25 protein-coding genes, 3 pseudogenes and 1 riboswitch are annotated in these 25,005 nt (G+C 70.2%); of the genes and pseudogenes, 17 read left to right on the top strand and 11 right to left on the bottom strand.

All coding sequences use genetic code 11. The annotated features are described in order from the left end of the window. Positions 1-69: 69 nt before the first annotated feature. The 12 genes and pseudogenes from ATI37_RS01540 to ATI37_RS01490 all read left to right on the top strand — a co-directional run bounded on the left by ATI37_RS01540 (position 70) and on the right by ATI37_RS01490 (position 12,179). Complete coding sequence (locus ATI37_RS01540) at positions 70-1,242, top strand: cytochrome P450 (RefSeq protein WP_117236801.1); 1,173 nt, start codon at positions 70-72, stop codon at positions 1,240-1,242. After that, the gene (locus ATI37_RS01535) at positions 1,239-1,940 is read left to right on the top strand and encodes a lycopene cyclase domain-containing protein (protein WP_117236800.1); all 702 of its coding nucleotides are present in this window, start codon (positions 1,239-1,241) and stop codon (positions 1,938-1,940) included. The genes ATI37_RS01540 and ATI37_RS01535 overlap by 4 nt, the downstream gene beginning before the upstream one ends. A gap of 5 nt (positions 1,941-1,945) precedes the next feature. Next, positions 1,946-2,623, top strand: a complete 678-nt coding sequence (locus ATI37_RS01530; protein WP_117236799.1) for a lysophospholipid acyltransferase family protein — start codon at positions 1,946-1,948, stop codon at positions 2,621-2,623. Next, entirely contained in the window at positions 2,620-3,642 is a 1,023-nt protein-coding gene (locus ATI37_RS01525; protein WP_117236798.1) for a glycosyltransferase, read from the top strand. The genes ATI37_RS01530 and ATI37_RS01525 overlap by 4 nt, the downstream gene beginning before the upstream one ends. A 173-nt stretch (positions 3,643-3,815) precedes the next feature. After that, complete coding sequence (crtI, locus tag ATI37_RS01520) at positions 3,816-5,384, top strand: phytoene desaturase family protein (RefSeq protein ID WP_117236797.1); 1,569 nt, start codon at positions 3,816-3,818, stop codon at positions 5,382-5,384. Next, positions 5,381-6,379: pseudogene (gene fni / locus ATI37_RS01515) on the top strand (type 2 isopentenyl-diphosphate Delta-isomerase). Before crtI ends, fni begins: the two are co-directional and overlap by 4 nt. A gap of 491 nt (positions 6,380-6,870) precedes the next feature. After that, complete coding sequence (locus ATI37_RS01510) at positions 6,871-7,485, top strand: hypothetical protein (protein WP_117236796.1); 615 nt, start codon at positions 6,871-6,873, stop codon at positions 7,483-7,485. Positions 7,486-7,557: 72 nt separating this feature from the next. Next, complete coding sequence (locus tag ATI37_RS12390; protein ID WP_269801863.1) at positions 7,558-7,689, top strand: hypothetical protein; 132 nt, start codon at positions 7,558-7,560, stop codon at positions 7,687-7,689. Then, positions 7,677-8,297 (top strand): hypothetical protein, encoded by a 621-nt coding sequence (locus ATI37_RS01505; RefSeq protein ID WP_232822411.1) that lies wholly within the window; start codon positions 7,677-7,679, stop codon positions 8,295-8,297. Before ATI37_RS12390 ends, ATI37_RS01505 begins: the two co-directional genes overlap by 13 nt. Beyond that, a complete protein-coding gene (locus ATI37_RS01500) occupies positions 8,282-8,866 on the top strand; it encodes a hypothetical protein (RefSeq protein WP_117236795.1) in 585 nt (194 codons plus the stop codon). The genes ATI37_RS01505 and ATI37_RS01500 overlap by 16 nt, the downstream gene beginning before the upstream one ends. Positions 8,867-8,870: 4 nt before the next feature. After that, complete coding sequence (locus ATI37_RS01495) at positions 8,871-11,288, top strand: hypothetical protein (RefSeq protein WP_117236794.1); 2,418 nt, start codon at positions 8,871-8,873, stop codon at positions 11,286-11,288. 9 nt (positions 11,289-11,297) lie between these two features. Next, positions 11,298-12,179 carry a DUF72 domain-containing protein gene (locus ATI37_RS01490; protein WP_117236793.1) on the top strand — a complete coding sequence of 294 codons (882 nt, stop codon included), beginning with the start codon at positions 11,298-11,300 and terminating at the stop codon, positions 12,177-12,179. Here the strand turns inward: ATI37_RS01490 and ATI37_RS01485 are convergent. Continuing rightward, positions 12,176-13,753 (bottom strand): gamma-glutamyltransferase family protein, encoded by a 1,578-nt coding sequence (locus tag ATI37_RS01485; RefSeq protein WP_117236792.1) that lies wholly within the window; start codon positions 13,751-13,753, stop codon positions 12,176-12,178. The two genes, ATI37_RS01490 and ATI37_RS01485, sit on opposite strands and share 4 nt — an antisense overlap. Before the next feature lie 24 nt (positions 13,754-13,777). Between ATI37_RS01485 and mntR the strand changes: the two are divergent. Together mntR and ATI37_RS01475 are read left to right on the top strand one after the other, a co-directional pair. Next, positions 13,778-14,436 (top strand): annotated as a pseudogene (mntR, locus tag ATI37_RS01480) (manganese-dependent transcriptional regulator MntR). Positions 14,437-14,440: 4 nt separating this feature from the next. After that, positions 14,441-15,454: a threonine aldolase family protein gene (locus ATI37_RS01475; protein ID WP_117236791.1), complete on the top strand. Its 1,014-nt coding sequence runs from the start codon at positions 14,441-14,443 to the stop codon at positions 15,452-15,454. Here the strand turns inward: ATI37_RS01475 and ATI37_RS01470 are convergent. Further along, entirely contained in the window at positions 15,436-16,602 is a 1,167-nt protein-coding gene (locus ATI37_RS01470; RefSeq protein WP_117236790.1) for a serine hydrolase domain-containing protein, read from the bottom strand. The two genes, ATI37_RS01475 and ATI37_RS01470, sit on opposite strands and share 19 nt — an antisense overlap. Positions 16,603-16,658: 56 nt before the next feature. Between ATI37_RS01470 and ATI37_RS11555 the strand changes: the two genes are divergently transcribed. Continuing rightward, positions 16,659-16,796: a hypothetical protein gene (locus ATI37_RS11555; RefSeq protein ID WP_198665482.1), complete on the top strand. Its 138-nt coding sequence runs from the start codon at positions 16,659-16,661 to the stop codon at positions 16,794-16,796. A 7-nt stretch (positions 16,797-16,803) separates the two neighbouring features. Here ATI37_RS11555 and ATI37_RS01465 read toward each other — a convergent pair. The 6 genes and pseudogenes from ATI37_RS01465 to ATI37_RS01440 all read right to left on the bottom strand — a co-directional run bounded on the left by ATI37_RS01465 (position 16,804) and on the right by ATI37_RS01440 (position 20,964). Continuing rightward, positions 16,804-17,141: pseudogene (locus ATI37_RS01465) on the bottom strand (hypothetical protein). Between the two features lie 100 nt (positions 17,142-17,241). Next, on the bottom strand, positions 17,242-17,979 hold the full coding sequence (locus ATI37_RS01460) for an SDR family oxidoreductase (protein WP_117236789.1): 738 nt from the start codon (positions 17,977-17,979) through the stop codon (positions 17,242-17,244). A gap of 53 nt (positions 17,980-18,032) precedes the next feature. Further along, positions 18,033-18,365: a hypothetical protein gene (locus ATI37_RS01455; RefSeq protein WP_117236788.1), complete on the bottom strand. Its 333-nt coding sequence runs from the start codon at positions 18,363-18,365 to the stop codon at positions 18,033-18,035. Further along, positions 18,346-19,098 carry an ABC transporter ATP-binding protein gene (locus ATI37_RS01450; RefSeq protein WP_117236787.1) on the bottom strand — a complete coding sequence of 251 codons (753 nt, stop codon included), beginning with the start codon at positions 19,096-19,098 and terminating at the stop codon, positions 18,346-18,348. The genes ATI37_RS01455 and ATI37_RS01450 overlap by 20 nt, the downstream gene beginning before the upstream one ends. Then, positions 19,085-20,113, bottom strand: coding sequence for a FecCD family ABC transporter permease (locus ATI37_RS01445; protein ID WP_117236786.1), 1,029 nt, complete (start codon positions 20,111-20,113; stop codon positions 19,085-19,087). The genes ATI37_RS01450 and ATI37_RS01445 overlap by 14 nt, the downstream gene beginning before the upstream one ends. Beyond that, positions 20,110-20,964: an ABC transporter substrate-binding protein gene (locus tag ATI37_RS01440; RefSeq protein WP_117238475.1), complete on the bottom strand. Its 855-nt coding sequence runs from the start codon at positions 20,962-20,964 to the stop codon at positions 20,110-20,112. Before ATI37_RS01440 ends, ATI37_RS01445 begins: the two co-directional genes overlap by 4 nt. 133 nt (positions 20,965-21,097) lie before the next feature. Then, positions 21,098-21,256: riboswitch (cobalamin riboswitch) on the bottom strand. 74 nt (positions 21,257-21,330) lie between these two features. On the opposite strand from ATI37_RS01440, the gene ATI37_RS01435 reads away from it, so the two are divergent. Then, the gene (locus ATI37_RS01435; protein WP_117236785.1) at positions 21,331-22,239 is read left to right on the top strand and encodes a zinc-binding dehydrogenase; all 909 of its coding nucleotides are present in this window, start codon (positions 21,331-21,333) and stop codon (positions 22,237-22,239) included. Here ATI37_RS01435 and ATI37_RS01430 read toward each other — a convergent pair. Then, positions 22,236-23,060 carry a Rossmann-fold NAD(P)-binding domain-containing protein gene (locus ATI37_RS01430; protein WP_117236784.1) on the bottom strand — a complete coding sequence of 275 codons (825 nt, stop codon included), beginning with the start codon at positions 23,058-23,060 and terminating at the stop codon, positions 22,236-22,238. The genes ATI37_RS01435 and ATI37_RS01430 overlap by 4 nt on opposite strands. A 9-nt stretch (positions 23,061-23,069) precedes the next feature. On the opposite strand from ATI37_RS01430, the gene ATI37_RS01425 reads away from it, so the two are divergent. Continuing rightward, entirely contained in the window at positions 23,070-23,972 is a 903-nt protein-coding gene (locus ATI37_RS01425) for an AEC family transporter (RefSeq protein WP_117236783.1), read from the top strand. On the opposite strand, the gene ATI37_RS01420 is transcribed toward ATI37_RS01425, so the two are convergent. Together ATI37_RS01420 and ATI37_RS01415 are read right to left on the bottom strand one after the other, a co-directional pair. Further along, positions 23,931-24,320: a hypothetical protein gene (locus ATI37_RS01420; protein ID WP_117236782.1), complete on the bottom strand. Its 390-nt coding sequence runs from the start codon at positions 24,318-24,320 to the stop codon at positions 23,931-23,933. The two genes, ATI37_RS01425 and ATI37_RS01420, sit on opposite strands and share 42 nt — an antisense overlap. Then, entirely contained in the window at positions 24,317-25,003 is a 687-nt protein-coding gene (locus ATI37_RS01415) for a 16S rRNA (uracil(1498)-N(3))-methyltransferase (RefSeq protein ID WP_117236781.1), read from the bottom strand. The genes ATI37_RS01420 and ATI37_RS01415 overlap by 4 nt, the downstream gene beginning before the upstream one ends. Between the last annotated feature and the right edge of the window lie 2 nt (positions 25,004-25,005).

Genomic DNA, 25,005 nt, shown 5'->3' with positions numbered 1-25,005 from the left:
CCGCCCTAGCCCCGGCGATGGCCCCACAGGGTTTTGTCCCCCGGTGGGCCGATGGGGTATCCTCAGCCCATGGAACGCCTGGCCCTGAAGGAAGCCCTGCCCCACCTAAAGCGCCTCCAGGAGGACCCGCTCTCCGTCCTCCTGGAGTGGGGCCGGGCCCACCCCCGCCTCCTCCTCCCCCTCCCTGGCCTCCCCCTGGCCCTGGTCTTTGACCCCGAGGGGGTGGAAAAGGTCCTGCTGGCCGAGGGCCTCACCAAGGCCACCTTCCAGTACCAGGGCCTTGCCCGCCTCACGGGAAAAGGCCTCCTCACGGACTGGGGAAGGAGCTGGAAGGAGGCCCGCAAAGCCCTCAAGGACCCCTTCCTGCCCAAGGCCGTTCGGGAATACCGCCCCCTCATGGAGGCAGAGGCCGAGGCCTTCTTCGCCCCCTGGCGGGGGGAAAGGCGGGATTTGGACCACGAGATGCTAGCCCTCTCCCTAAGGCTTCTGGGCCGGGCCCTCTTTGGGGAGCCCCTCTCCCCAAAGCTTGCGGAGCTTTCCCTGGAGGCCCTGGACCGCATCATCGCCTGCACCCGCTCCCCCCTCGCCATGCTCAACCCCTTTCAGGAAGCCACCTTCCAGAGGGCCAAGGCCGCCCTCTACCGGGAGGCGGAGGGCCTGATCCAACACCCCCCCCTCTCCCAGCTTTCCCGGGAACGGGCCCTCGCCGAGGCTGTGACCCTCCTGGTGGCGGGGCACGAGACCGTGGCCAGCGCCCTCACCTGGTCCCTCCTCCTCCTCTCCCACCACCCGGAGTGGCAAGAACGGGTGGCGGAAGAGGAGGAAGCCGCCCTGCAGGTCTTCCAGGAGGCCTTGAGGCTCTTTCCCCCGGCCTGGATTCTCACCCGCAAGGCGGAAGGCCCCTTCCCCCTGGACGGGACCACCCTCCCCCCTGGCACCACACTGGTCCTGTCTCCCTACGTGACCCAAAGGCTTTACTTCCCCGATGGAGAGGCCTTCCTCCCGGACCGCTTCCTCACGGAAAAGGGAACCCCTTCTGGCCGGTACTTCCCCTTCGGCCTGGGGCAGAGGCTCTGCCTGGGCCGAGACTTCGCCCTCCTGGAGGGGCCCATCGTCCTACGGGCCTTTTTCCGCCGCTTCCACCTAGACCCCCTCCCCTTCCCCCGGGTCTTGGCCCAGGTGACCCTGCGGCCGGAAGGGGGGCTTTGGGCGGTCCCCAGGCCCCTGGAGGTGCAGGCATGACCTACCTGGAGTTCCACCTGGTCTTCATCCTCCCTCCCCTCCTTCTCCTCCTCCTTTGGGCCAGGCCCAAGCCCCCAAGGCTTTGGGCCTACCTCCTCATGCCCCTCATCGCCCTCCTCTACACCACCCCCTGGGACAACTACCTGGTCTACCGGGAGGTCTGGGGCTACCCAGAGGGCCGGGTTCTCCTGAGGATCGGCTACGTGCCCTTGGAGGAGTACCTCTTCTTCCTCCTCCAGCCCCTCTTAACCGGGGCTTTCCTTCTCCGCATCGCAGGGACGCCTCCCCCAAGGGGCCCCGGTCTAGCCCGGGTGGTAGGGGGGGCCTTTTGGCTCCTGGTCACCGCCCTAGGAGTCATGCTCCTGGCCCTTGGGGGGGAGTACCTCTACATGGGCCTCATCGTGGCCTACTTCGCCCCCGTTTTCGTCCTGCAGTGGGCCTTCGGGGGGGACCTTCTCCTGGCCTGGTGGCGGCCCTTCCTCCTAGGGGTGGCCCTCCCCACGCTTTACCTCTGGTTCGCGGACTTCTGGGCCATCACCCGCGAGGGGATCTGGTGGATCTCGGAGGAGTACACCCTGGGCCTGGGGGTGGCCGGGCTCCCCCTGGAGGAGATGACCTTCTTCCTCTTCACCAACCTGGCGGTGGTCCAAGGCCTCCTCCTGGCCTGGCACCCCGAGGCCCTGAGGCGCATAAGGTAGCCCCCGTGGCCGACCGTTGGGATGCCATCAAGGAAAGGCCCCTGGGGAGGCTTCTGCGAGGGGTAGTGGAGGCCCTCCTCCTCCTGAGCCTCAAGGAAGGCCTCCGAGGGGTGTACCTGAAGGGAGAAACCCCGGAGGGACCCCTGGTCCTGGCCATGAACCACCACAGCTTCTACGACGGGCACCTGGTGTGGCTTCTGGCGCGGCGCCGGGGGAAGCCCATTAGCCTCCTGGTATCGGAGGAGAACCTGAGGGCCTTCCCCGTCCTGAAGCTATCGGGGGCCCTCGAGGCGGGAAGGGTGCGGGAGGCCCTAAGGCGCCTCCAAAGGGGCGAGTGGGTGGCCCTCTTCCCCGAAGGGACCATGGGCTACCCCGGACCTCTCCGCCCTCTGAGGCGGGGAGCAGGCTGGTTGGCCGCCAAGGCTGGGGTGCCCCTTCTCCCCGTGGCCTCCCGGGTGGCCCTCCGGGGCTACCAGCACCCCGATGCCTTTCTCCTGGTGGGCGAGCCCCTTCCTCCGGAAGGGGACCTGGAGGGGGCTTTGAGGGGGCTTCTTCTGGAACTGGACGAGGCGCTAAAGGGGACCCATCCCCGGGAGGTCCCCCAAGGCTTCCTTGAGATCCTCCGGGGCAGGCGAAGCCTAGAGGAAAGGGTCCGGCCCCTGGTGCGGCTCCTCCGGCCATGAGGGAGTTTGACCTCTTCTTCGGGGTCTTCCTCTTCCTCCTCCTGAGGTGGCTTGCCCTCCTTTACAACCTCCTCTACTTCCCCAGCCTAGGCCCAGGCTCCACGCCGGAGAGGCCCAGGGCCTCCATCCTGGTCCCCGCCCGGAACGAGGCGGAGAACCTGAGAAAGACCCTCCCCACCCTCCTGCGGCAGGGGGCCCTCGAGGTCCTGGTCCTGGACGACCTGTCCGAGGACAAAACCGCGAGGGTGGCCCAGGAGGCGGCGGGGGGCCACCCCGGCTTCCGCCTCCTCCGGGGGAAGCCCCTCCCCGAGGGCTGGCGGGGGAAGAACTGGGCCTGCTGGCAGCTGGCCCTGGAGGCCCGGGGGGAGGTCCTGGTCTTCACCGACGCCGACGTCCTTTGGGAGGAGGGGGCTTTGGGGGGGCTCCTGAGGGCCCTCGAGGGGAAGGACCTGGTCTCCGCCCTGCCCCGGCAGGAGGTGGGGCGGGAGGGGGTGGCGGTGGCCTTCGTGATGAACGGCCTCTTCTCCTTCCTGCCCCACCCCCTCCTCGAGGCCCTCAGGGTGGCCAACGGCCAGGTCCTGGCCTTCCGGAAGGAGGCCTACTTCGCCCAGGGGGGGCACCGGGCCATCCGGGGGGAGGTTCTGGAGGACGTGGCCCTGGCGCGGCGGGCCTTGCGCTACGGCCTCAGGTTGGGGCAAGGCCTCTTCCGGGTCCGCATGTACCGGAGCTACGCCGGGGCGATATCCGGCTTCGCCAAGAACTTTCTGGAGATTCACCTGAAAAACCCCGCCGTCCTCTTGGGCTCGGCCTTCTACCACTTTTCCCTCTACACCCTCCCCTGGCTTTTCGGCCGGTGGGACCTGGCCCTCATGGGCCTCCTGGAACGCCTCCTGGTCCAGTGGGCCCTGAGGGGCCCCCTTTGGCCCGCCCTCCTCACCCCCATAGCCCCCCTCCTCCTCCTGCCCGCCTACGGGAGGGCCCTCCTCCCGGGGAAGACGTGGAAGGGGAGGAGGGTCTAGGCCCTGCCCCTGCGGCCGGCCTCGAGGCCTTTTCGGGCACGGTCCAGGTCATGGCGGGCCCAGGGAAGCGGGCGTCGGGCGGGGTTCCCCATGGGCCCCTCGGCCCCGAGGCGCCAAGGCCTGTGTGGGCCAGGCCTATCTCCCAAGGCCGAGGGGCCTGGTAGACTCCTTCCATGCGCGCGGTGGTGATCGGCAGCGGGGTGGGCGGGCTTTCCGCCGCCATTCGGCTTGCGGCCATGGGCCTCCAGGTCCTGGTCCTGGAGAAGCTTCCCGGCCCCGGGGGGCGGGCCTTTGTCCACCAGGCCCAGGGCTTCACCTTTGACATGGGGCCCACGGTGATCACCGTCCCCCCCTTCATAGAGGACCTCTTCGCCACGAGGCCCGGCGACCCCAGGCTCTACCCCGACTTCCCCCAGGAGGAGGGCCTCCGCCATACGGAAAGGTACGTGAGGATCGTCCCCCTGGACCCCTTCTACCGCATCCACTTCCCCGACGGCACCCACTTTGACTACAACAACGATCGGGACCACCTCCTCTCCGAGATCCGCCGCCTGGCCCCGGAGGACGTGGAGGGCTACCACCGCTTTGAGGCCCACGCCAAGGCCCTCTTCCAGAAGGGCTTCTTGGAGCTGGGCTTCACCCACTTTGGAAGCCTGCTGGACCTCCTCAAGGTGGCCCCGGACCTCCTCCGCCTGGACGCCGTGAGGCCCCTCTTCTCCGTAGTCTCCCGCTACTTCCAAAACCCCAAGATGCGCCAGGTCTTCTCCTTTGAGTCCCTTCTGATCGGGGGAAACCCCCTAAGCGTCCCCGCCCTCTACGCCATGATCCACTTCGTGGAGCGGAACTGGGGGGTCCACTTCGCCATGGGGGGGACGGGGGCCCTCATCCGGGGCCTGGTGCGGAAGCTAGAGGAGCTTGGGGGGAGGATCCGCTTCAACGCCCCCGTGCGCCGCATCCTCACCCGGGGTAGGCGGGCCGTGGGGGTAGCTCTTGAGGACGGGGAAAAGATTGAGGCGGACCTGGTGGTCTCCAACGCGGACTACGTCCACACCTACGGGGAACTCCTCTCCCCGGAGGACCGCTTCTGGCACAGCGACCTCCGCCTCAGGCGCACCCGGCTTTCCATGAGCCTCTTCGTGGCCTACTTCGGCTTCCGGGCCCGGGGGGACGAGGGGGAGAGGCTTAAGCACCACAACGTCCTCCTCTCCCCTCGCTACGAGGGGCTTCTTAGGGACATTTTTGGACGGAAGGTCCTCCCCGAGGACTTCGCCCACTACCTCCACCTCCCCACCCTCACCGACCCCTCCCTGGCCCCCCCAGGCCACCACGCCGCCTACACCCTGGTGCCCGTGCCCCACAACGGGAGCGGTCTGGACTGGAGGAGGATCGGCCCCGAGTACCTGGAGAAGGCCCTTCGCTACCTGGACGAGGCGGGCTTCCTCCCGGGCCTCATGGACCGGCTGGTCTACACCCACTTCGTCACCCCGGACTACTTCCAGTGGACCCTGAACAGCCACCTGGGGAACGCCTTCGGCCCCGAGCCCGTCCTCTGGCAGACGGCCTCCTTTAGGCCCCACAATCGCTCCGAGGACGTGAAGGGCCTCTACCTGGTGGGGCAGAGCTACCAGCCGGGGGCAGGGCTTCCCAGCGTGATGATGTCGGGCAAGATGACGGCCAGGCTCATCGCCCACGACCTGGGCCTGGAAAGGGCCCCTAGGGGGCTCCTGGAGGCCAGGGCTTGAGCACGCTGGAGAGGAAAAGGAAACACCTCGAGGCCTGCCTCCACGGGGAGGTGGCCTTCCAGAGGACCACCACAGGCCTGGAGGGCTTCCGCCTCCGCTACCAGGCTCTGGCAGGGCTTTCCCTCTCCCAGGTGGACCTCACCACCCCCTTCCTGGGCAGGACCCTATAGGCCCCCTTCCTCATCGGGGCCATGACCGGGGGGGAGGAAAATGGGGAGAGGATCAACCTGGCCCTGGCCGAGGCGGCGGAGGCCCTGGGGGTGGGGATGATGCTGGGCTCAGGCCGGGTGGTCCTGGAGCGCCCCAAGGCCCTAAGGAGCTTCCAGGTGCGCCGGGTGGCCCCCAGGGTCCTCCTCATCGCCAAACTGGGTCTGGCCCAGCTCAGGCGCTACGGACGGGAGGACCTCCTTAGGCTCGTGGAGATGTTGGAGGCGGACGCCCTGGCCCTCCACACGAACCCCCTCCAGGAGGCGGTGCAGAAGGGGGACACGGACTTCCGGGGGCTTTTGGAGCGCCTGGCCCGGCTCCTGCCCCTCCCCTTCCCCGTGATCCTGAAAGAGGTGGGCCACGGCCTAGGGCGGGAGGCGGCCTTGGCCCTAAAAGGGCTTCCCCTAGCGGCGGTGGACGTGGCCGGGGCCGGAGGGACCAGCTGGGCCCGGGTAGAGGAGTGGGTGCGCTACGGAGAGGTGCGCCACGCCGAGCTCTGCGAGATCGGCATCCCCGCGGCCCGGGCCATCCTGGAAGTGCGGGAGGTCCTCCCCGAGACCCCCCTCATCGCCTCCGGGGGGGTGTACACGGGCACGGCGGCGGCCAAGGCCCTGGCCCTGGGGGCGGACCTGGTGGCCGTGGCCAGGCCCCTCCTGAAGCCTGCCCTCGAGGGCCCGGAAGCGGCTGCGGCCTGGATCAAAGGCTACCTCCAGGAGCTTCGCACCGCCCTCTTCGCCATCGGGGCGAGAACGCCCAAGGAGGCCCGGGGGCGGATTGAGCCCGTCTGAGAAACCTTTTGGCCGGGAGCAAGGCTACAGGAGGGCCCAAGCCTCTCTAGCCCTCCCCGAAACGCAAGGCCCAGGTGTGGAGGAGAACCAGCAAGCCGTTTCTCCCAGAAGTCCAGCAGGAGGTCGGTCCATAGAGTGGGCCCTTTCCCGGGCGCCCAGGCCCCCCCTGAAGCGGCCGAAGGCCTAGAGTAAGGCATCGGCCATGGGCCCAGGCGGTAAGGCCCTCCCGCGGCCCCGAGGAAGCCCTCCTCAGAAGCCCGCCGCTCGCCCTGAGGCAGGGCCTGGGCCAGGCTAGCCCCAAAGGGCCTGCGTTCAGAGGGTCCAGGCCTTCCGCAGCAAACGCCCCCCTTGGGGACCAACGCTCCTTGGGGCTTTTCACACAGCTTTCACAGGACCCGGGAAGTATGGGCACTTGGGGAGGCGAGGAACCCTCGGGCCCAAGATGGGCGCCACAGGCCGAGTGGCAAGCCGGCCCCTCAGGAGGTGCAGATATGAAGAGGAAGCTAGTTGGCCTCACAGTCCTTTTGGCAGGTCTGAGCCTGGCGCAGACCACGCAGACCACGGACGACCACACCGTCACCGTGATCATCCCTTCCGTTCTCCAGCTCAGCCTGGATGCCAGGAACTACAAGTTTGACTTCAGCGACACCGGCCTCACGGGAAGCGAAACGGTGACGGTGAATGGCACTAGCCACACCAAGGCTTCCCAGGCCGCCTACGACGCCTTCCTGGACGCTGGAACCGGCACCCAAATCTTCGCCCCCACCTTGGTGGAGGGCACGGGCGGGGCCGACTACGGCACCCTCACCATCCGCTCCAACCGGGCCCAATGGACGGTGAAGATCGACTCCATTACGGGCAACCTCACCCTGGGGAACAGCCGGGTCCTGGTCTTCGCCGAGAAGGTGAGCGGCAAGGGGGGCTCGTGGACCGGGGTGCCCACCGCCCTCTCCAGCGGTATAACCCTCATCAACGCCAACTCTGGCGGCCAGGGCAGGAGCGTCTACAGGCTCTACTACCTCTTCACCATGGACATCAGCGACGACATCCCACTTAGCGACATCAACGAGAGGATCACCATCAACCTTCTCCTCACCTCGCCCTAGATCGCCGGGATCCCCTAAGGCCGCTTCCAAAAAGAGTTGGAAGCGGCCCCTACCCTTGAAAAGGGAGGAACCATGAAGCGCCCCTTCGCCCTCGTAGGTCCCCTTCTGGCCCTGGCCCTGGCCCAGGCGGACCTCGCCCTCTCCCCCCTCGGCTGGAGCTCAGCCTGCCCCCCGGAGGGGAAACGACCCAGGTGGTCCGGGTGACGAACGGCCTGGACCGGGAGGAGCCCCTGAGCGTGAGCCTAAGGTCCTTCACCCTCACCCCCAGGGGGGACGTGGTGGAAAGCCCTGAGCGGAACCTCTGCCCCCACCTCACCGTGGTCCCCACCGCCTTCACCCTGCCCCCCAGGGGGACCGCCGAGGTGCGCCTCAGCCTGAAGGCCCCGCCGGGGGCCGAGGGCACCCTGGCCTGCCTGGTGGTCTTTACTGCGGGGCCTAGGCCCACCACCTTAGGAGGCCTTCGGCTGAGCGCCAGCCCTTCCCTGGGCCTCACCGTCTACCTCACCCTAAGGGGAACGGAGCGCCCCGCCCTCCGGGCCCGGGTGGGGGGAGAGGGAAAGGCCCTCCCCCTCCTCCTGGAGAACCCGGGGAACGTCCTAGAGCGCCTCACGGGGGAGGCCCGGGTCTTTGACGGGGAGGGGAGGGAGGTGGCCCGCCTCCCCCTGGCCGAGCTCCCCGTCTTCCCCGGGGGATACCGGGAGCTCTCCCTGGAACCGGAAGAGCCCCTTCCCCCGGGCCGGTACCGGGTGGTCCTGATCTTGGAGAGTGCCTACGGGCGCTATGCGGCGGAGGGCCTATGGGCCGTGCCCTAGCCCTTTTCCTTTTCCTCCCCTTGGCCTGGGGGCAGACCGTGAACTGCGATGCGGTGGACCTCCGCTACGACTTCTCCGCCCCGGGGCCTCCCCTTACCCTCACCGTGGGGGGCCAGCCCTACTACGTGGCCAACCTGGCCTCCTACCTCCTGCTCCTGGGAGGGAACGGCCCCATGCGCTTCCTGCCCACCGAGGCGGTGGGGGGAAGCGGGCATCGGCTGGCCTGCACCGTCACCACGCCCAACCGAAGGGGGAGGCGGGGCGGGGTCTGCGGGGCGAGGGACGACTGGTGCCTCCGGGTGACGGGGGTGTCCGGCTCGCTACCCGTGGACTGGAGGGCAAGGCTCTACGTGCTCGTCCAGGTGGCCTCGGGAAGGGCCACCAGTCACGTGACCTCCCCGACCCTCCTGGACGCGGTGCCGGACGGGCGGGGGCTGGCCAGCGTGGACCGGAACGCCACGGCCACGCTCCACCTCTACTACTGGCTGGAGCTCTGGCCCGGGGACACCTTCCCCGCCCTTCCCGCAGGGGGAACCCTCACCCTGACCTACGAGCTGGAGAGGAACTAGCCCTATGCGCCCCGCCTTCCTTGGGGTGGCCTTCCTCCCCCTCGCCCTGGCAGCCAGGCCAGGGGAGGTGGTGGTCCTCCCCTTCGTGGGGCTTCCCCCCGGGGAGGTGGAGGTGGCCTCCGAGCTTCCCCTCCTCCTCCCACCGGGCCCCTCGGGGGAGGGACCCCTCCTCGTGGTGGTGGAGGTCCCAAGGGAAGCCTCGCCCGGGACCTACCGGGTGTGCCTCCGGCCCAAGGGGGGGAAGGAGGTCTGCCAGGGGGTGGAGGTGGAGGCCGTGGGGGACCTCGAGGTCCGCCTCCCCCGGGAGGTCCACGGGGGAAGCCTCCGCCTCCTCCTCAGGAACCGGGGGAACGTCCCCGAGAGGGTCCACCTGGCCCAGGCCGAGGGGAGCGAGGTGGGGGTGAGCCCCACGGGCCTCACCCTGGCCCCGGGGGAGGAGCGGGAGGTGGAGCTTCCCCTCTCCGGCTACGGCCTCCTGAGGCTCGCCCTCTCCCACGGGAAGGGGAGGGCCCTCTACCGGGTCCGGGTCCTTCCCCAAGGGGGGGGACCCCTCCCCTACACCCTCCAGGGGCGGGTGGAGGGAACCTACGGGGAGGGCGCCCCCGGCCTCCGCCTCTCCCTGGAGGGCCCCCTTTCCCGGGAGGTGGGGGTGGCCTTCCTGGGGGGGACGGACGCCCTGCGCCTCGCCCTGAGGACGGGGCCCTGGAGGGGGAGGCTAAGCCTCCTCCCGGGCCTCGAGGGGGAGGTGGGCTACAGGGAGGGGCCCCACGCCCTCTCCCTGGCCTACCCCTGGGCCCTGGAGTGGACCTACGCCCCCCGGGAGGTCTACCGCCTCCGCCTCTCGCCCGAGGCCCTCGCCCTGGGGTACGGGGACGGGACCCTCGCCCTCGGGCTCACCCTTCCCTGGAACCGCCCAGAGGGCCTCTCCCTCCGCCTGGAGCGCTACGGGGACCCCTACCTCCACGCCCGGTACGAGGGGGGGCTCTACGGGGGCTTCGCCTGGGGAGGGTGGCGGGGGGAGGTGGGGTACGGCCCACAGGGCCCCTCCCTCCGCCTGGGGCACACGGGCGCCCTCCACGGCCTCACCTACGCCCTCGAGGGGAGGTACTGGGGCGGGCCCGGGCTGGGCCTCGCCCTGGGCTACCCCCTCTCCCCCTTCCTCCTCTCCCTGAGGGGGGCCCTCCTGCCCCAGGCCTCCCTCGCCCTGGGCCTCGGGTACCGGGAAGGCCCCTTCCAGGGGGCGCTCTCCCTGGGCCCGGGGAGACTTTCCGCCCTCCTGGAGTGGCGGGAAGCCCCCTACGCTCTGAGGCTGGAGGGGCGGTACGACGGGGCCCTTCGCCTGGCCCTGGCCGGGAGCTACGCCTTCCGCCTCCCCGTGCCCGAACCCGTTACCCTGGCCCTGGGAGGGTACGAAACCGCTCCCGTGGAGGGGTGGGTGGAGGTCCTGGGGAGGCCCGTGGCGGGGGCCCGGGTGGTGGGGAAGGAGGGCTGGGGGACCACGGACGGGGAGGGGCGCTTCCGCCTCCACGTGGCTCGGGAGGGGGAGGTCCTGCGGATAGACCCCCCGCCCGGCCTCCTGGCCCTGCCGGGAGAGGTGCGGGTCCGCCCCGGCGAAGGCCCCTACCGGGTAGCGCTCACCCCGGCGGGGGCGGCGCGCCTCCTCTGCGAGGGGCCGGGGCGAGGGGCCTACCTCCTGGGCCCTGTGGGCCTCTTCCTAGCCTGCGGGAACCGGGCGGTGGTCCCCCCCGGAACCTACCGGGTGGAGCCCGTGGCCCCGAAGGGGTACCGGGCGGAGGGGGTTTCCCTGGAGCTCCCCCCCCTGGCCGAGGAGAAGCTCACCCTCACCTTCGCCCCCATCCCCGAGGAGAGGCTTTTGGAGGCGAGGCCCCTCCGGGTGGACTGGCCCCCGGGCCTGGCCCCGGGGGAGGTGGGGGAGGTCCTGGTGCGGGACGTGGCCGAGGCGGAGCTCCAAGGCCTTCCCCTCCTGAGGCGGGAGAAGGGAGAGGAGGGGGTCCGCCTCCTGTTCCAGGTGCCCTGGGAGGCCCAGGGTTCCCTGGCCCTCCTGGTGAGGGCCGATGGCAAGGAGGCGAGGCGCCTCGTCCCCCTGGACCCCACCAGGCCCCTCCTCAGGGTGGAGGTTTCGCCCCCAAGGGCCCCCGTGGGGGGCGAGGTGGAGGTGCGCCTCTTCGCCCGCTTCCCCGCTGAGGGGGCGGGGGTCTACCTGGAAGGGGAAAGGCTTCTCCCCCTGAGCCCCTCAGGCGAGGGGCCTCCTTGGACCTTTGTGGGGAAGCTCCCCGTGACCGAGGAAGTGGCCGCTAGGGCCACGCCCTTGGGAAACCTGAGGGCCTTGGGGCTGGAGGTGCGGGCCTGGCAGGGGGAAAGGGAGGTGAGGAGGGCCTTCCGCCTCCTCATCGGGCTCTAAACTGGGGGCGTGGCGGAAGTCCGGGTGGGCACGGCCAGCTGGACGGACGAGACCCTCCTCCAATCGGGATGGTACCCGCCCGAGGTTAGGCGGGACCCGGAAAAACGGCTCCGCCACTACGCCCAGTTCTTTGACACCGTAGAGGTGGACAGCACCTTCTACGCCCTGCCCCGCCCCGAGGTGGCGGCCAAGTGGGCGGAGAGGACCCCGGAAGGCTTCCTCTTCCACGTGAAGGCCTACTCCGCCTTCACCGGGCACGGCCTCGAGGCGGGCGCCCTCCCCAAGGACCTCCGGGCCCTCCTCCCCAGGCCCGAGGGCCACCTGGCCCAGCGGGAGGTGCCCAGGGAGGTGGTGGAGGAGGCCTGGAGGCGCTTCTTCGCCGCCCTGGAACCCCTAAAGGCCTCGGGGAAACTGGGCTACCTTCACTTCGGCCTCCCCCCCTGGACCGAGCCCAGGCCCAGGACCTTCCAGTACCTGGAACACCTGGCGGCAAGGACCCAGGGCTACTGGGTGGCGGTGGAGTTCCGCAACCCTAGGTGGTACGTGGCCTGGGGCTTCGTGAAGCGGGAGCTTTCCCGGCTGGGCCTCATCCACGTGAGCGTGGACGCACCTCCCCACCCTGAGGCCCCGCCCCGGGTCCTGGAGGCCACCCACCCCGTGGCCGTCCTCCGCTGCCACGGCCGCAACGCCGAAACCTGGAAGGGCCCCCACGCCAAACCCTACGAGCGCTTCAACTGGCGCTACAGCGAGGAGGAGCTAGAGGACCTGGCCCAGGCTACCCGCACCCTGGTGGGCCAGGCGGAGAGGGTCTTCGTCACCTTCAACAACAACTACGGCACCCAGGGGGTGGAGGCCGCCTTAGGCCTCAAGCGCCTCCTGGGCCTTCCCTAGAGGGCCAGAGCGAGCCCCTCCGCCCGGGGGTCGGAGGCGGCGCAGAGGGCCTCCTCTAGCCTCAGGATCGCCTGGCCCCGCCCGAAGAGGGCGTACTCCGCCTCAAGGCGCACCCTATGCCCCAGGTCCTTGAGGAAAAGCGCCGTGGCCTGGGAGATGCCGGGCTCCAGGAGGACCTCCCCCCCGGGGAGCACCTGCCACCGGGGCCGGTCCAGGGCGGCCTGGGGGTTGAGGCCGAGGTCCGCCAGGCCCAGGACCACCTGCACGTGCCCCTGGGGCTGCATGAACCCCCCCATGACCCCAAAGGGGCCCAAAGGCTTCCCCTCCCGCATGAGGAAACCGGGGATGATGGTGTGGAAGGGCCTTTTCCCTGGGCCCACCCGGTTGGGGTGCCCCTCCTCCAGGGCGAAGCCCAGGCCCCGGTTCTGCAGGGCAATCCCCGTCCCCGGCACCAGGACCCCGGAGCCAAACCCCTGGTAGTTGGACTGGATGAGGGAGACCATGACCTCCCCGTCCGCCGCCGCCAGGTAGACGGTGCCCTCGGGCTTGAGGCCCGGGAGGGCGATGGGAAGGGCCCTCTCCCCGATGAGCCTCCGCCTCTCCTCGGCGTAGGCCTTGGAGAGGAAGGCCTCGGGGGGAAGCTCCATGAACCGGGGGTCGGCCACGTGGCGGTAGGTGTCCGCTAGGGCCAGGCGCATGGCCTCGATCTGCAGGTGGTAGCCCACGGGGTCCTCAGGGCGGAGGTCCAGACCCTCCAGGAGGTTCAGGGCCAGGAGGACGGCCACCCCCTGGCCGTTGGGGGGGAGCTCGTGGACCGCGAGGCCCTTGTACTCCGTGGAAAGGGGCCTCACCCACTCCGGGGCGTGGGCCTTCAGGTCCTCCAGGGCAAGGAGCCCCCCGGTGGCCTCGCTGAAGCGGGCCAGGGCCTGGGCCAAGGGGCCGAGGTAGAGGCTTTCCCCGTAGGTCTCCCCGATCTCCCTCAGGGTCTTGGCGTGGAGGGGGCTCCGCCACACCTCCCCCGCCCTCGGGGCCCTGCCCCCGGGGAAGAAGACCTCCTGGAAGGCCTGGAACTCGGGGCCCTGGAGAGGGAGGTATACGCCCTCCGCCCGCCGCCAGGCCCGGGCCGTCTCCGGGCCCACGGGAAAGCCCTCCTCGGCGTGGCGGATGGCGGGGGCGAGGACCTCGGGGAAGGGAAGCCGCCCCCACCGCTCGTGCAGGGCCCGCCAGCCGGAAACCGCCCCGGGCACGGTCACGGGAAGCCAGCCCCGCTCGGGCATCCGCCCCTCGGGAAGCCTCTCTGGGGAAAGGGCCAGAGGGCTTTTGCCGGAGGCGTTCAGGCCGTGGAGGCTCCCGTCCCAGACCAGGGCGAAGAGGTCGCCGCCCATCCCGTTGGAGGTGGGCTCCACCACGGTGAGGCAGGCGGCCATGGCGATGGCGGCGTCCACGGCCGTGCCCCCTTTGAGGAGCATCTCCATCCCCGCCAGGGCCGCCAGGGGTTGGCTCGTGGCCACCGCCCCCCGCCTCCCCAGGACCACGGGGCGGCGGGAGGGGTAGGGGTAGTGGGTCAGGTCCACGCCCCCATGCTACCCTTAGGGGAGATGGCTCGTCCCCCCCTCTCCGAGGCCCAGGAGGACTACCTCAAACAGCTTTTGCTCCTGGAAGAAGCCCTGGGAAGCCCGGTGTCCACCCAGGCCCTGGCGGAGAGGCTTGGGGTAAAACCCCCCTCGGTAACGGGGATGCTGAAGAAGCTCTCGGCCTTGGGCCTGGTGGCCCACGCCCCCTACCGGGGAGCGAGGCTCACGGAGGCGGGGCGGAGGGTGGCCCTGGAGGTCCTGCGCCACCACCGCCTCCTGGAGACCTACCTCCACCAGGCCCTGGGCTACGGCTGGGAGGAGGTCCACCAGGAGGCGGAGAGGCTGGAACACGTCATCAGCGAGGACCTGGAAGAGCGCATCGCCGAGGCCCTGGGCCACCCCCCCTTTGACCCCCACGGGGACCCCATCCCCACCCGGGAGCTGGCCCTGCCCCAGGGCCGGGGCCTCCCCCTGGCCGAGGCCCCCCTGGGGGGGGCCGGGTGGTGCGGGCCCTGGCCCAGGACCGGGGCACCCTGAACCTCCTCTTCCGGTTGGGCCTGGTGCCGGGGCAAGCCCTGGAGGTGTTGGGAAGGGAGGGAGGGGTGCGGGTGCGGGTGGGGGGGGAGGTCTATCTCCTGCCCCAGGAGCTGGCCCTGGCGGTGGCGGTGGAGCCCTTAGGCTAGGGGCATGCCCATAGACCTCAGGAGCGACACCGTGACCCGGCCCACCCCGGCCATGCGCCGGGCCGTGGCCGAGGCCGAGGTGGGGGATGACGTCTACGGGGAAGACCCCACGGTGAACCGCCTTCAGGCCCTGGCCGCCGAGCTTTTGGGCTTTGAGGGCGCCCTCTTCCTGCCTTCGGGCACTATGGCCAATCAGGTGGCCCTCCTCCTCCACCTGCCCCGGGGGAGCGAGGTCCTGGCTCCCGAGGGGGCCCACATCTACGAGTACGAACTCTCGGCCCCGGCCCTCCTCGCTGGGGCCTTGGTCCGGCCCGTGCCCGCCCCGGGTGGGGTTCCGGACCTAAAGGCCCTGAAAGGAGCAGTCCGCCGGGGCCCCTTCCAGGCCCCCACAGGCCTCATCGTCCTGGAGAACACCCACAACCTGGCGGGGGGACGGGTGGTGCCCCTGGAGGTGCAAAGGGGGGTCCAGGCCCTGGCCCAGGCCCACGGCCTTCCCACCCACCTGGATGGGGCCCGCCTCTTCAACGCCGCCACCTTTTTGGGGGTGGAGGCCAGGAGGGTGGCCCAAGGCTTCACCACCCTCATGGTCTCCCTCTCCAAGGGTCTGGGGGCCCCGGCGGGAAGCCTCCTCCTCCTGCCCAAGGACCTGGAGCCCGAGGCCCGGCGCTACCGCAAGCTCCTGGGGGGCGGCCTGAGGCAGGCAGGGGTCTTGGCGGCGGCGGGGATCCTGGCCCTCACCGAGGGCCCCCAGCACCTGAAGCGGGACCACGAGATGGCCCGGGCCCTGGGGGAGGGCCTGGCCCGCCTGGGACTAGAGGTGGGGCCCGTGGAGACCAACATGGTCTACGCGGAGATCCAGGAACCCCAGGCCTTCCTGGAGCGGCTCAAGGCCCAGGGGGTCCTGGCGGGGGCGGTGGGGGGGCGGGTGCGCTTCGTCACCCACCGGGACCTCCGGGATGAGGACATCCCCCAGGCCCTGGAGGCCGTGGAACGCGCCCTTCAGCCCAGGCCCTGGTAGACCAGGGTGCGGAAGGCGAGCCAGAGGCGGCTCCCGTAGCGGGAGTGGAGGGCCCTCTCCGGCTCCAGGACGGAAAGGAGGTTTGGGGCCTGGGAGAGGAAGATGGCCGTGAGCCCAAGCCTTGGGTCCACGAAGAAGTAGGTGCCGCCAAACCCCGCCCAGTTCCACTCCCCCGGGTTTCCCGGGGAGAGGCCCATGCCGGAGAGCCTCACCGCCACCCCCAGGCCGAAGCCGTACCCCGGCCCCGGCGTGTACTCCGGGCCCCGGCGCATCCCCTCGAGGGCCAAGAGGCCCAGGTGGTCCTCCGTCATGAGGCGGGAAAGGGCCGGGGAGAGGAGGCCCCGCCCCGTGCGCAGGGCCTCGAGGAAGCGGAGGTAGTCCCCCGCCGTCCCCACGCCCCCCATGCCTCCCGCATACCTGGGGGGCTCCTCCTCCACGGGGAGGAGGCGGAGGCTCCGCCCCGTCTCGGGGTCCTTGGGGAAGGCCTGGGCCAGGCGGGCGGGGTCCTTGGCCACAAAGCCCGAGTCCCGCATCCCTAGGGGCCCGAAGACCCGCTCCTCCAGGAGGGCGGCCAGGCTCTTCCCGGTAAGGGCCTCGAGGAGATGCCCCAGGACATCGGTAGAGAGCCCATACTCAAAGGCCTCCCCCGGCCCAAAGCGGAGGGGAAGACCCGAGAGCCGCTCCAGGAACGCCTCCCGGTCCAGGTCGTAGCGGTCCACCCCCGCCTCCAGGTAGAGGCGCTTCAGGGGCGAAGGGAAGAAGACCCCGTAGGTGAAGCCCGCGGTGTGGCGGAGGAGGTCGTACACCAGGACGGGCCGCCTAAGGGGCTCCCGGACGACCTCTTCCCCCACCTCCCGCCCCACCTGGAGGCGGGAGAAGGCGGGAAGGTACTTCTCCAGGGGGTCCTGGAGGGAAAGCGCCCCCTCCTCCACGAAGGTAAGGGCCAGGGCGGAAACCCAGGGCTTGGTCATGGAGTAGAGGCGGAAGAGGGCGTCCTCCCGCATGGGAAGGCCCTTCTCAGGGTCCAAATGGCCGTACACCTCCAGGAAGGCCACCTCCCCCTCCCGGGCCACCAGGGCCAGGGCCCCAGGGAGCCACCCCTCCTCCACCGCCCGCCTCAGGTAGGCGTCCAGCTTAGAAAACCCCATTCTCCCCTCCTTTTGGCCCCCTTGAGAGAAAAGTGCGGGCCCAGGGCCGGAGGCTCATGGCCAAGGAGGCGCAGGAGGAGGAGCACCGGGGCCCGGAGGATGTCCTCGTGGAGCCAGGCCTCCTCCTCCACCGCCGCGTGGAGAAGCAGGGCCTTTGCCACAGGGCCTCTCTGGACCAGAGGAGGTGGGCGTAAAACCCCTTTAGGTCCACGGGGGCCATCCTACCACCCCGGCGCAGTAGGGGGTCTCCACGAACGCGGGCGGGCTCTCCGGGTAGACCCGCAGCCCGGGAAAGGCCAGGGTTCCCCCCTCCCAGGCGAAGTCCAGGGGATCCACGGGGAGGGGGTAGTGGAGGACCCCTGCCTGGGGAAGGCCCAGCCCCAAAGCCTCCAGGGCCGAGACCCGCCCCACCAGGAGGTAGCGGGCCCGCCTCGGGCCCCGCTCGGTGTAGAGGGCCACCTCCCCCCCAGGTCCAGGAGAAGGGCCCGCCCCTTCACGAAAAGCCTCGCCCTATCCGTCCAGATAGACGTGGGGCCCATCCTCCAGGGAAAGGGCCCGGGTCCCTGGGCGGCAGAAGCCCTGGGAGAAGGGCTTGGTGAGGACCGCCCCGGGCCACCCCTACCGCATCAGGCCTACTCCCTAGGCCAAAGCCGCCCCCACGGTCCTCCCCCCATCCACAAACAGGACCTGGCCAGTGATGAAGCTGGACTCGTCAGAAACGAGGAAAAGCGCGGCGTAGGCCACCTCCAGGGGCTTCCCCGTGCGGCCCAAGGGCGTGGCAGCGATGGCCTTCTCCCGCACCTTCTCCGGCACCTTCTCCGTCATGCGGGTCTCAATGAACCCCGGGGCCAGGGCGTTGACCCGAATCCCGTACCGCCCAAGCTCCAGGGCCAGGGTACGGGTAAGGCCCACCACCCCCGCCTTGGAAGCGGCGTAGTTAGCCTGGCCCAGGTTGCCCAGGTAGACCCTGGAAGACGTGAGAACGATGCTCCCCGCGTTCCTCTCCCGCATGGCCTCACTCGCCGCCTTGGCCACCAGGAAGCTTCCCGTGAGGTTCACCTTGAGGACCAGCTCCCAGTCCTCCAGGGGCATCTTCCAGTGGAAGTTGTCCCGGGTGATCCCCGCGTAGTGCACCACCCCGTCCAGGCGGCCAAAGGCCCTTAGGGCCTCTTGGAAACCCCGCTCCACCGAAAGGGGGTCGGCCACATCCATGACCACGGGCAGGGCCCCCGTAGCCCGGCAGGCGGCCTCGAGGGCCTCCCGGTCCAGGTCGCAGGCCAAAAGCCTCGCCCCCTCCCCCGCAAAGAGCTCCAGGGTGGCCCGGCCGATGCCGTGGGCCGCCCCGGTGATGAGGACCACCTTGTCCCCAAGCCGCATCCGCCACCTCCCCCCAAGACTGCGGCTACAACCGAACGGTCGGTAAAAGCAGCCTACCCCTCCCTTCCCTCCCCTGTCAAGCGCCAAACGTAGTAGGGGGTCTCCACAAAGGGGGGAGGGCCGCCCAAGTAGACCCTGAGCCCCGGGAGGACCAGGGTCTCCCCCTCCCAGGCGAAGTCCAGGGGGTCCACGGGGAGGGGGTAGTGGAGGACCCCCGCCTGGGGAAGGCCCAGCCCCAAAGCCTCCAGGGCCGAGACCCGCCCCACCAGGAGGTAGCGGGCCCGCCTCGGGCCCCGCTCGGTGTAGAGGGCCACCTCCCCCCCCAGGTCCAGGAGAAGGGCCCGCCCCTTCACGAAAAGCCTCGCCCTATCCGTCCAGGTAGACATGGGGCCTACCCCCCAAGGAGGCCACCCGCACCCCCGGGCCGTAGAGGCCTTGCAGAAGGGGCTCTACGAGCACATCCCTCGGCCTCCCTTCGGCCAAAATCCTCCCCTCCCGCAGCACCGCCACCCGGTGGGCCAGGGCCGCCTGGTTGGGGTCGTGGAGGACGGAGAGCACCCCTAGGCCCATCCCGGAAAGGCGCCTCAGCAGGGCCACCACCCCCCCCTGGTGCTCCAGGTCCAAAAAGGTGGTGGGCTCGTCCAGGAGGAGGTACCTGGGCCTCGCCGCCAGGGCCCGGGCCAGGAGGACCCGCTGCCGCTCCCCGCCCGACAAGGTGCCCAGAAGCCTTCCCCGGAAGGCGGAGGCCCCAGCGGCCTCGAGGGCCCACTCCACCGCCTCCCAATCCCCTTTTCCTTCCCTTCCCCAAAGCCCCAGGTGGGGAAGCCGTCCCAGGCGCACCACCTCCTCCACCAAAAGCCCCTCAGGGTAGGGGCCCCCCTGGGGCAGGTAGGCCAGGAGCCGTCCCCGCCCGTAGCTGCTGTGGCGCAAGAGGGGCCGCCCCTCCAAAAGCACCTCCCCCCCCTTGGGGCGGAGAAGCCCCGCCATCACCTTGAGAAGGGTAGACTTCCCCGAGCCGTTGGGGCCGAGAAGGGCCAGCCACTCCCCGGGCCTCAGGGAGAGGTCCACCCCCTTCAGGGCATAGGGCCCCACGATCCCCCTAGCCTCAAGCCCGGCCACGCCGCCTCCACATTAGGTAGAGGAAGAAAGGCCCCCCGAGGAGGGTGGTCACCACCCCTACGGGAAGCTCTGCCGGCCGGGTGAGGGTGCGGGCCAGGAGGTCGGCGAAGCTGAGGAGGACCGCACCCCCCAAGGCGCTCGCGGGGAGGAGAAGGCGGTAGTCCTCCCCCAAAAGCCGCCTCAGGGCGTGGGGGGCCACCAGGCCCACGAAGCCGATGATCCCCGCCTGGGCCACGGCGCTGGCGGTGAGGAGGCTGGCGGCGAGGAGGAGGAGGAGCTTGAGGGCACCCAGGGGAAGGCCCAGGCTCCGCGCCGTCTCCTCCCCCAGCTGGAGGGCATTCAGCACCCGACCCAGGAGGAGGAGGGGGGGCAGGGCGAGGAGGAGGAAGAGGAGGAGGGCCTTCACGGAAGGCCAGCCCAAAAAGGCCAGGTTCCCTAGGGTGTAGGCGAAGACCGCCCGCACCCGGTCCGCGTCCTGCATCATCAGGTAGGTGGTGGCCCCGGTGAAGACGCTCCCCACCACCACCCCCGCCAGGACCAAGTCCAGGGTACGGGCTACCCCCCCAGCCAGGACCAGGGCGAGGAAGGTGGCGAAGAGGGCCCCCACGAAACCGAAAAAGGTAGCGGAAAGGGGCAGATGCTGGAAGACGGCGTGCTGGGCGAAGGCCGGGGAAAGCCCCCCCAGGAGGACGGCCAAAAGGGTGACGGCGAAGGCAGCCCCGGAAGCCGCGCCCATGAGGTAGGGATCGGCCAGGGGGTTGCGGAAAAGCCCCTGGAAGGCCGCCCCCGCCACCCCCAAGGCAGCCCCCACCAGCATCCCCCCCAGGACCCGGGGGAGGCGGAGCTCGGTGACAATGGGGTTCTCCTCCTGTCCCAAAAGGGCCCGGACCACCTCCCCCGGGGAGAGGGCCACCGCCCCCAGGGCCACCCCTAGGACCAAGGCCAGGAGGAGGAGGAGGAGGAGCCAGGAGAAGACCAGGCTCCGCTTAAGGGCCAGGGGCAGGGCTAGGGTCACGGCCTGTGGAAGCAGTCCACCAGGAGCCTGAGGCCCTGGGCCACCCGGGGGCCGGGACGGGAGAGGAGGTTATCCTCCCCCCCTGTGTAGACGCAGATCCGCCCCTGGCGCACGGCGGCGACCCGGTCCCAGCCCGGACGCCTACGGATGCTCTCCAAGGCCCCAGGGTAGGTGGCCACGATCACCTCGGGGTTCCTCTCCAAGACCAGCTCCGGGCTGATCTTGGGGAAGAGGCCGAGCTCCCTGGGAATGATGTTCACCCCCCGGGCCTTCTGAATGAGGACCCCGATGAAGCTCTCCGGACCCACGGTGTAGGGGGTGGGGTCGATCTCGTAGTACACCCGGGGACGGTTCCTGGCGCGGGCAGCCCGGGCTTCCTCAGCGTAAACCTCCCTCTGGATCTGGGCCACCAGGCGCTCGGCCTCCCCCGGGAGGCCCAAAAGCCTTCCCAGGGTGCGCGTCGTCCTGAAGATGTCCTCGTAGGTCTCCGTCCTCACGGCATAGACCGTAAGCCCCGCCCGCTCCAGGGTTTCGTAAAGACGGCCGTACTTGGAGACCAAGACCAGGTCTGGACGCAGGGCGACGATGAGCTCCGGGTTGGGGTTGTACAACCCCCCAGCCTTGGGGAGCCCCTTGACCCTTTCGGGCCAGTCGGAGTAGTCGTCGGTGGCCACGATCCGGTCGCAGGCTCCCAGGGCGCAAACGGTCTCCGTCACCGAGGGGAGCATGGTGACGATGCGCTTCGGGGGGGCCTTCAGGGTAACGGTGCGCCCCAGGTCGTCGGTGACCGTGAGGGGAAACGCCAGGGCTAAAGCCAGGAGAACCGAGAGAAACGCCAGGATTCGCCTCATGCCCACCTCCCTAAAGCCGCTAGGGCCAGGCCCGGGGGAGGTAGGGCAAAACCCCTGCCGGGAGGCAGGGGCTAGGGCCAAAAGGCGCTTCACCCCCACTTCTCCCCCATCCGCGTGAGGTGCCCGCCTTGGGGAAGGGCGGGCGGCCCTGGCAGGCATTCGGGCTTCCGGTCTACGGTGGGAGGCGCGAAGCGGGACCGGTTACCGTTGCGGGACAGCGCCGGACTTGCACCGGACTTCCCCACTTTAAGCCTGGACTACGCGCCCAGGCACCAGGGCAAACGGGACCTGGCTTTGGGGCCCTAGCGGGCCTTGCCCTAAGGCTAGGCCCTCCCCCCACCCCTTGACAAGGGGTAGACTGGCCCCATGCGCGCTTGGGTGCAGGAGGCTTTGGGGGGGGCCATGGTCCTGAAGGAGGTCCCCGAACCCGTTCCGGGCCCAGGAGAGGCGGTAATGGAGGTGGAGGCGGTGGGGCTCAACTTCGCCGACCACCTGGTGCGCCTGGGGGGGTACCTAACCCGGGTCCGCCCCCCCTTCATCCCCGGGATGGAGGCCGTGGGGAGGGTGGGGGATGGGCGGTACGCCGCCCTCGTGCCCCATGGGGCCCTGGCGGAGCGGATGGCCGTGCCGGAGGAGGCCCTCCTTCCGCTCCCTGAGGGCCTTTCCCCAGAGGAGGCCGCCGCCTTCCCCGTCTCCTACCTCACCGCCTACCTGGCCCTAAAGGGGGCGGGGGCGAGGCCCGGGGAGTGGGTCTTGGTCCAAGCGGCGGCGGGGGCCTTGGGCACGGCGGCGGTCCAGGTGGCCAAGGCCCTGGGGCTTCGGGTGCTGGGGGCGGTCTCGAGGGCGGAAAAGCTCCCCCTGGTCCAGGCCCTGGGGGCGGATGGGGTAGCCACCTACGAGGCCCTTCCGGAAAGGGTGCGGGAAGTGGGGGGCGTGGACCTCGTCTTGGAGGTGCGGGGCAAGGTGGTGGAGGAGAGCCTGGGCTTCCTCAGGCCCAAGGGGCGCCTGGTCTACATCGGGGCCGCGGAGGGGGAGGTGGCCCCCATCCACCCCCTGGGCCTCATGCGCAAGAACCTGGCCGTCCTGGGCTTCTGGCTCGCCCCTCTCCTCCGGGAAAGGCCCCTCCTGGAGGAGGCCCTGGCCTTCCTCCTCCCCCGGGTGGGAAAGGGGATAAGGCCCGTGGTGGGGGCGGTCTTCCCCTTCGCCGAGGCCGAGGCCGCCTTCCAGGCCCTCCTGGACCGGGGCCACATGGGGAAGATCGTGGTCCGCCTCTAGCCCAGGCCCAGGTAGGCCCGGGCCGCCGCCAGGTCAAAGAGGGCGTGGCCCACGCTCTTGAAGAGGACGAACTCCCCCTCGGCCCGCCGGCCCAGGAGGGCCTCCTTTAGGGGGACCACCGGCCTACCCACCCCCTGGAGCTCCCCAGCCTCCAGGAGGGCGTCCTCGGTGTCGCAGTAGAGGGCGGCCCGCGCCAAGAGGGCCTCCGGCACCTCCCGCATATGGGGAAGGTAGGAGCCCACCGCCGCCAGGAAGACCCCAGGGGGAACCCTCTCGGGGAGGACCGGGGTGGGGCTATTCGTGGCGGTGACGAGGAAGGCCACGTCCTCGGGGACCTCCTCCCCCGTCCACTCCACCGCCTCTAGGCCCATCCCTTGGGCCTTTCCCAGGAGGGCCTCCACCCTTTCCCTCCCCCTTCCCCGCACGTAGACCCGGCTCAGGGGAAAGGCCTCGTGGAAGGCCTCGAGGTGGGCCTCCCCCTGGGCCCCGGGGCCCACGAGGAGGAGGGCTCCCTCCCGCTTCGGCGCGAGGACCAGGGCAGCGAGGAGGGAGAGGGCAGCGGTGCGCCTCCTGGTGATCTCCTCCCCGGGGAGGTGGAAAACCTCCCCTGTGGCCAGGCGCCTGGCCCAGACCTCGGCCTGCACCCTGGGCTCCCGGTGGGCCTCCACCGTGACCAGCTTGCACACCGCCACCTCCCCGTCCGCCGCGGGCATGACCAGGAACTCCCCCCCGGGGATGGGGAGGACCTGCCGCCTGGGGGCCACCCCGCCCCGGAGGAGGACCCCCCGGATGGCCTCGGCTAAAGCCCGGTACTCCACCATGCCCCTAGAATGCCCCACATGGAAGCCCTCCTCAACACCGTCTTTCCCGTGGCCCTGGTGGTCCTCTCCGGGTACCTCTTGGGCAGGCGGGTGGCCATGGACCTCCCCACCCTCTCCCGCCTCACCGTCTACCTCCTGGTGCCCGCCCTCATCTTTGACGCCATGTACCGGGCGGAGTTTACCCGGGAGGGGCTTTTGGGCCTCACTTTGGGCTTCCTCCTCACCTACGGGGGCCTTTACCTCTTCGTGGCCCTCCTCGCCCGCCTCCTCCGCCTGAGCCAGGAGGCGGGGAAGGGCCTTGCCGTCTCGGCCCTCTTTCCCAACTCCGGCAACATGGGGCTTTCCCTCACCTACTTCGCCTTGGGGGAGGCGGGGCTGAGGCTGGCCGTGGTCTACTTCATCCTCTCCAGCCTCCTCATATTCGGCCTGGGGCCCGCCTTCATCCGGGGGGGAGGGGTCCTCGAGGGCCTCCGCTTCACCCTGCGCCTTCCCCTCTTCTACGCCCTCCTCCTGGGCCTCCTCCTCCGGGCCCTGGGGGTCAGCTTCCCCTTCCGTCTAGACGAGGGGGTGCGCCTCATGGGCCAGGCGGCCATCCCCGTCCTCCTCCTCACCCTGGGGATGCAGATGGCCAAGACCTCCTTCCGGCTCGGGGCCTTTGAGCTCACGGCGAGCGGCCTAAGGCTCCTCCTCGCCCCCCTGTTGGCTTACCTGGTGGGGCTTCTCCTGAACCTGCCCAGGCTGGAGCACCAGGTCCTGGTCCTCCAGTCCGCCACCCCCATCGCCGTCAACGCCTTTTTGCTCTCCCAGGAGTTCGGCAAGGACGCCCCCCGCATGGCGCGGGGCGTGGTGGCCTCCACCTTCCTAGCCTTCCTAACGGTTCCCCTGGTCCTCTTCCTCATCGGGGTCCGGTAGAAGAGGGGTGCCCAGGTCCAGCTGGAAAAGGACCCGCTCCTCCCAAAGGCCCACCAGGCGGTGGTACCCCTCCTTGAGGGAAAAGCGGGCCTCCTGGACCCCTGGGCCCTCCAGGAAGAGGGCCTTTTCCAAGAGGAGCTCCGACTCCCGGTACCAAAGGAGGTGGAGGTAGCCCGGCTGGGGAAGCCTTTCCACCCTAAGGACCAGCCGGGCTTCCTCCCCTTCCGGGTGGAGCCTGGCCACCACGAAGGGCCTTTTGGGGTCCTCCGGCCTTCCCGGATCCAGGGGCAAAAAGGTGTAGCGGCAGGCGGAAAGAAGGAGCAAGAGGGAGAGAAGAACCCCCCTCATCGCCCCTCCCCGGCGGTGGCCAGGGCCAGGAGGGCGAGGGCCGCGGTTTCCGCCCGGAGGATCCTGGGCCCCAGGGTGACCGGGGTGAACCCCCGCCCCTGGAGGAGGGCCACCTCCTCCTCGGCAAACCCCCCCTCGGGCCCTACGGCCAGGGCCAGGGGCTGGTTCAGGTCCAGGACCTCCCGCACCAAGGCCCTGGCCCCCACGTGGGCCACGAGGCCCTGGACCACCTGCGGCACCGCCTCCAGGGGGACGGGGGGGAGGACCTCGGGGACAAAAAGCCTCCCCGACTGCTTGGCCGCCTCCTTGGCGATGGCCTGAAGCCGCCTCCGTTTACCCTCCCCCATCTCCTTGGGGACGCTGTGGCGGGTGACGAGGGGCCGGACCCGCGTAACCCCTAGCTCCGTGGCCGCCCGCACCACCTCGGCGAGCTTATCCCCCTTGAGGAGGGCCACGTAGAGGACCACCTCCACCCCTACCTCCCGCTCGGGCCTCCTTTCCTCCAGGATTCGGTAACGCACCGGGGGACCCAGGTCCACCACCTCGGCCAAGGCTTCCCTTTGGGCATCAAAGACGGTGAACCGGTCGCCCACCTTGGCCCGGAGGACCGCCACCAGGTGGTGGCCCTCCTCCAGGGGGAGGAGGCCAGTGAGACCCGGGCTATAGGCGCGGTGGGGGCGCATCC

This window comes from Thermus sediminis (assembly GCF_003426945.1).
In the GTDB taxonomy this organism is placed as follows: domain Bacteria; phylum Deinococcota; class Deinococci; order Deinococcales; family Thermaceae; genus Thermus; species Thermus sediminis.
The sequence above is the reverse complement of the archived record's forward strand: the minus strand, read 5'-3'. Positions and strand labels throughout refer to the sequence as shown.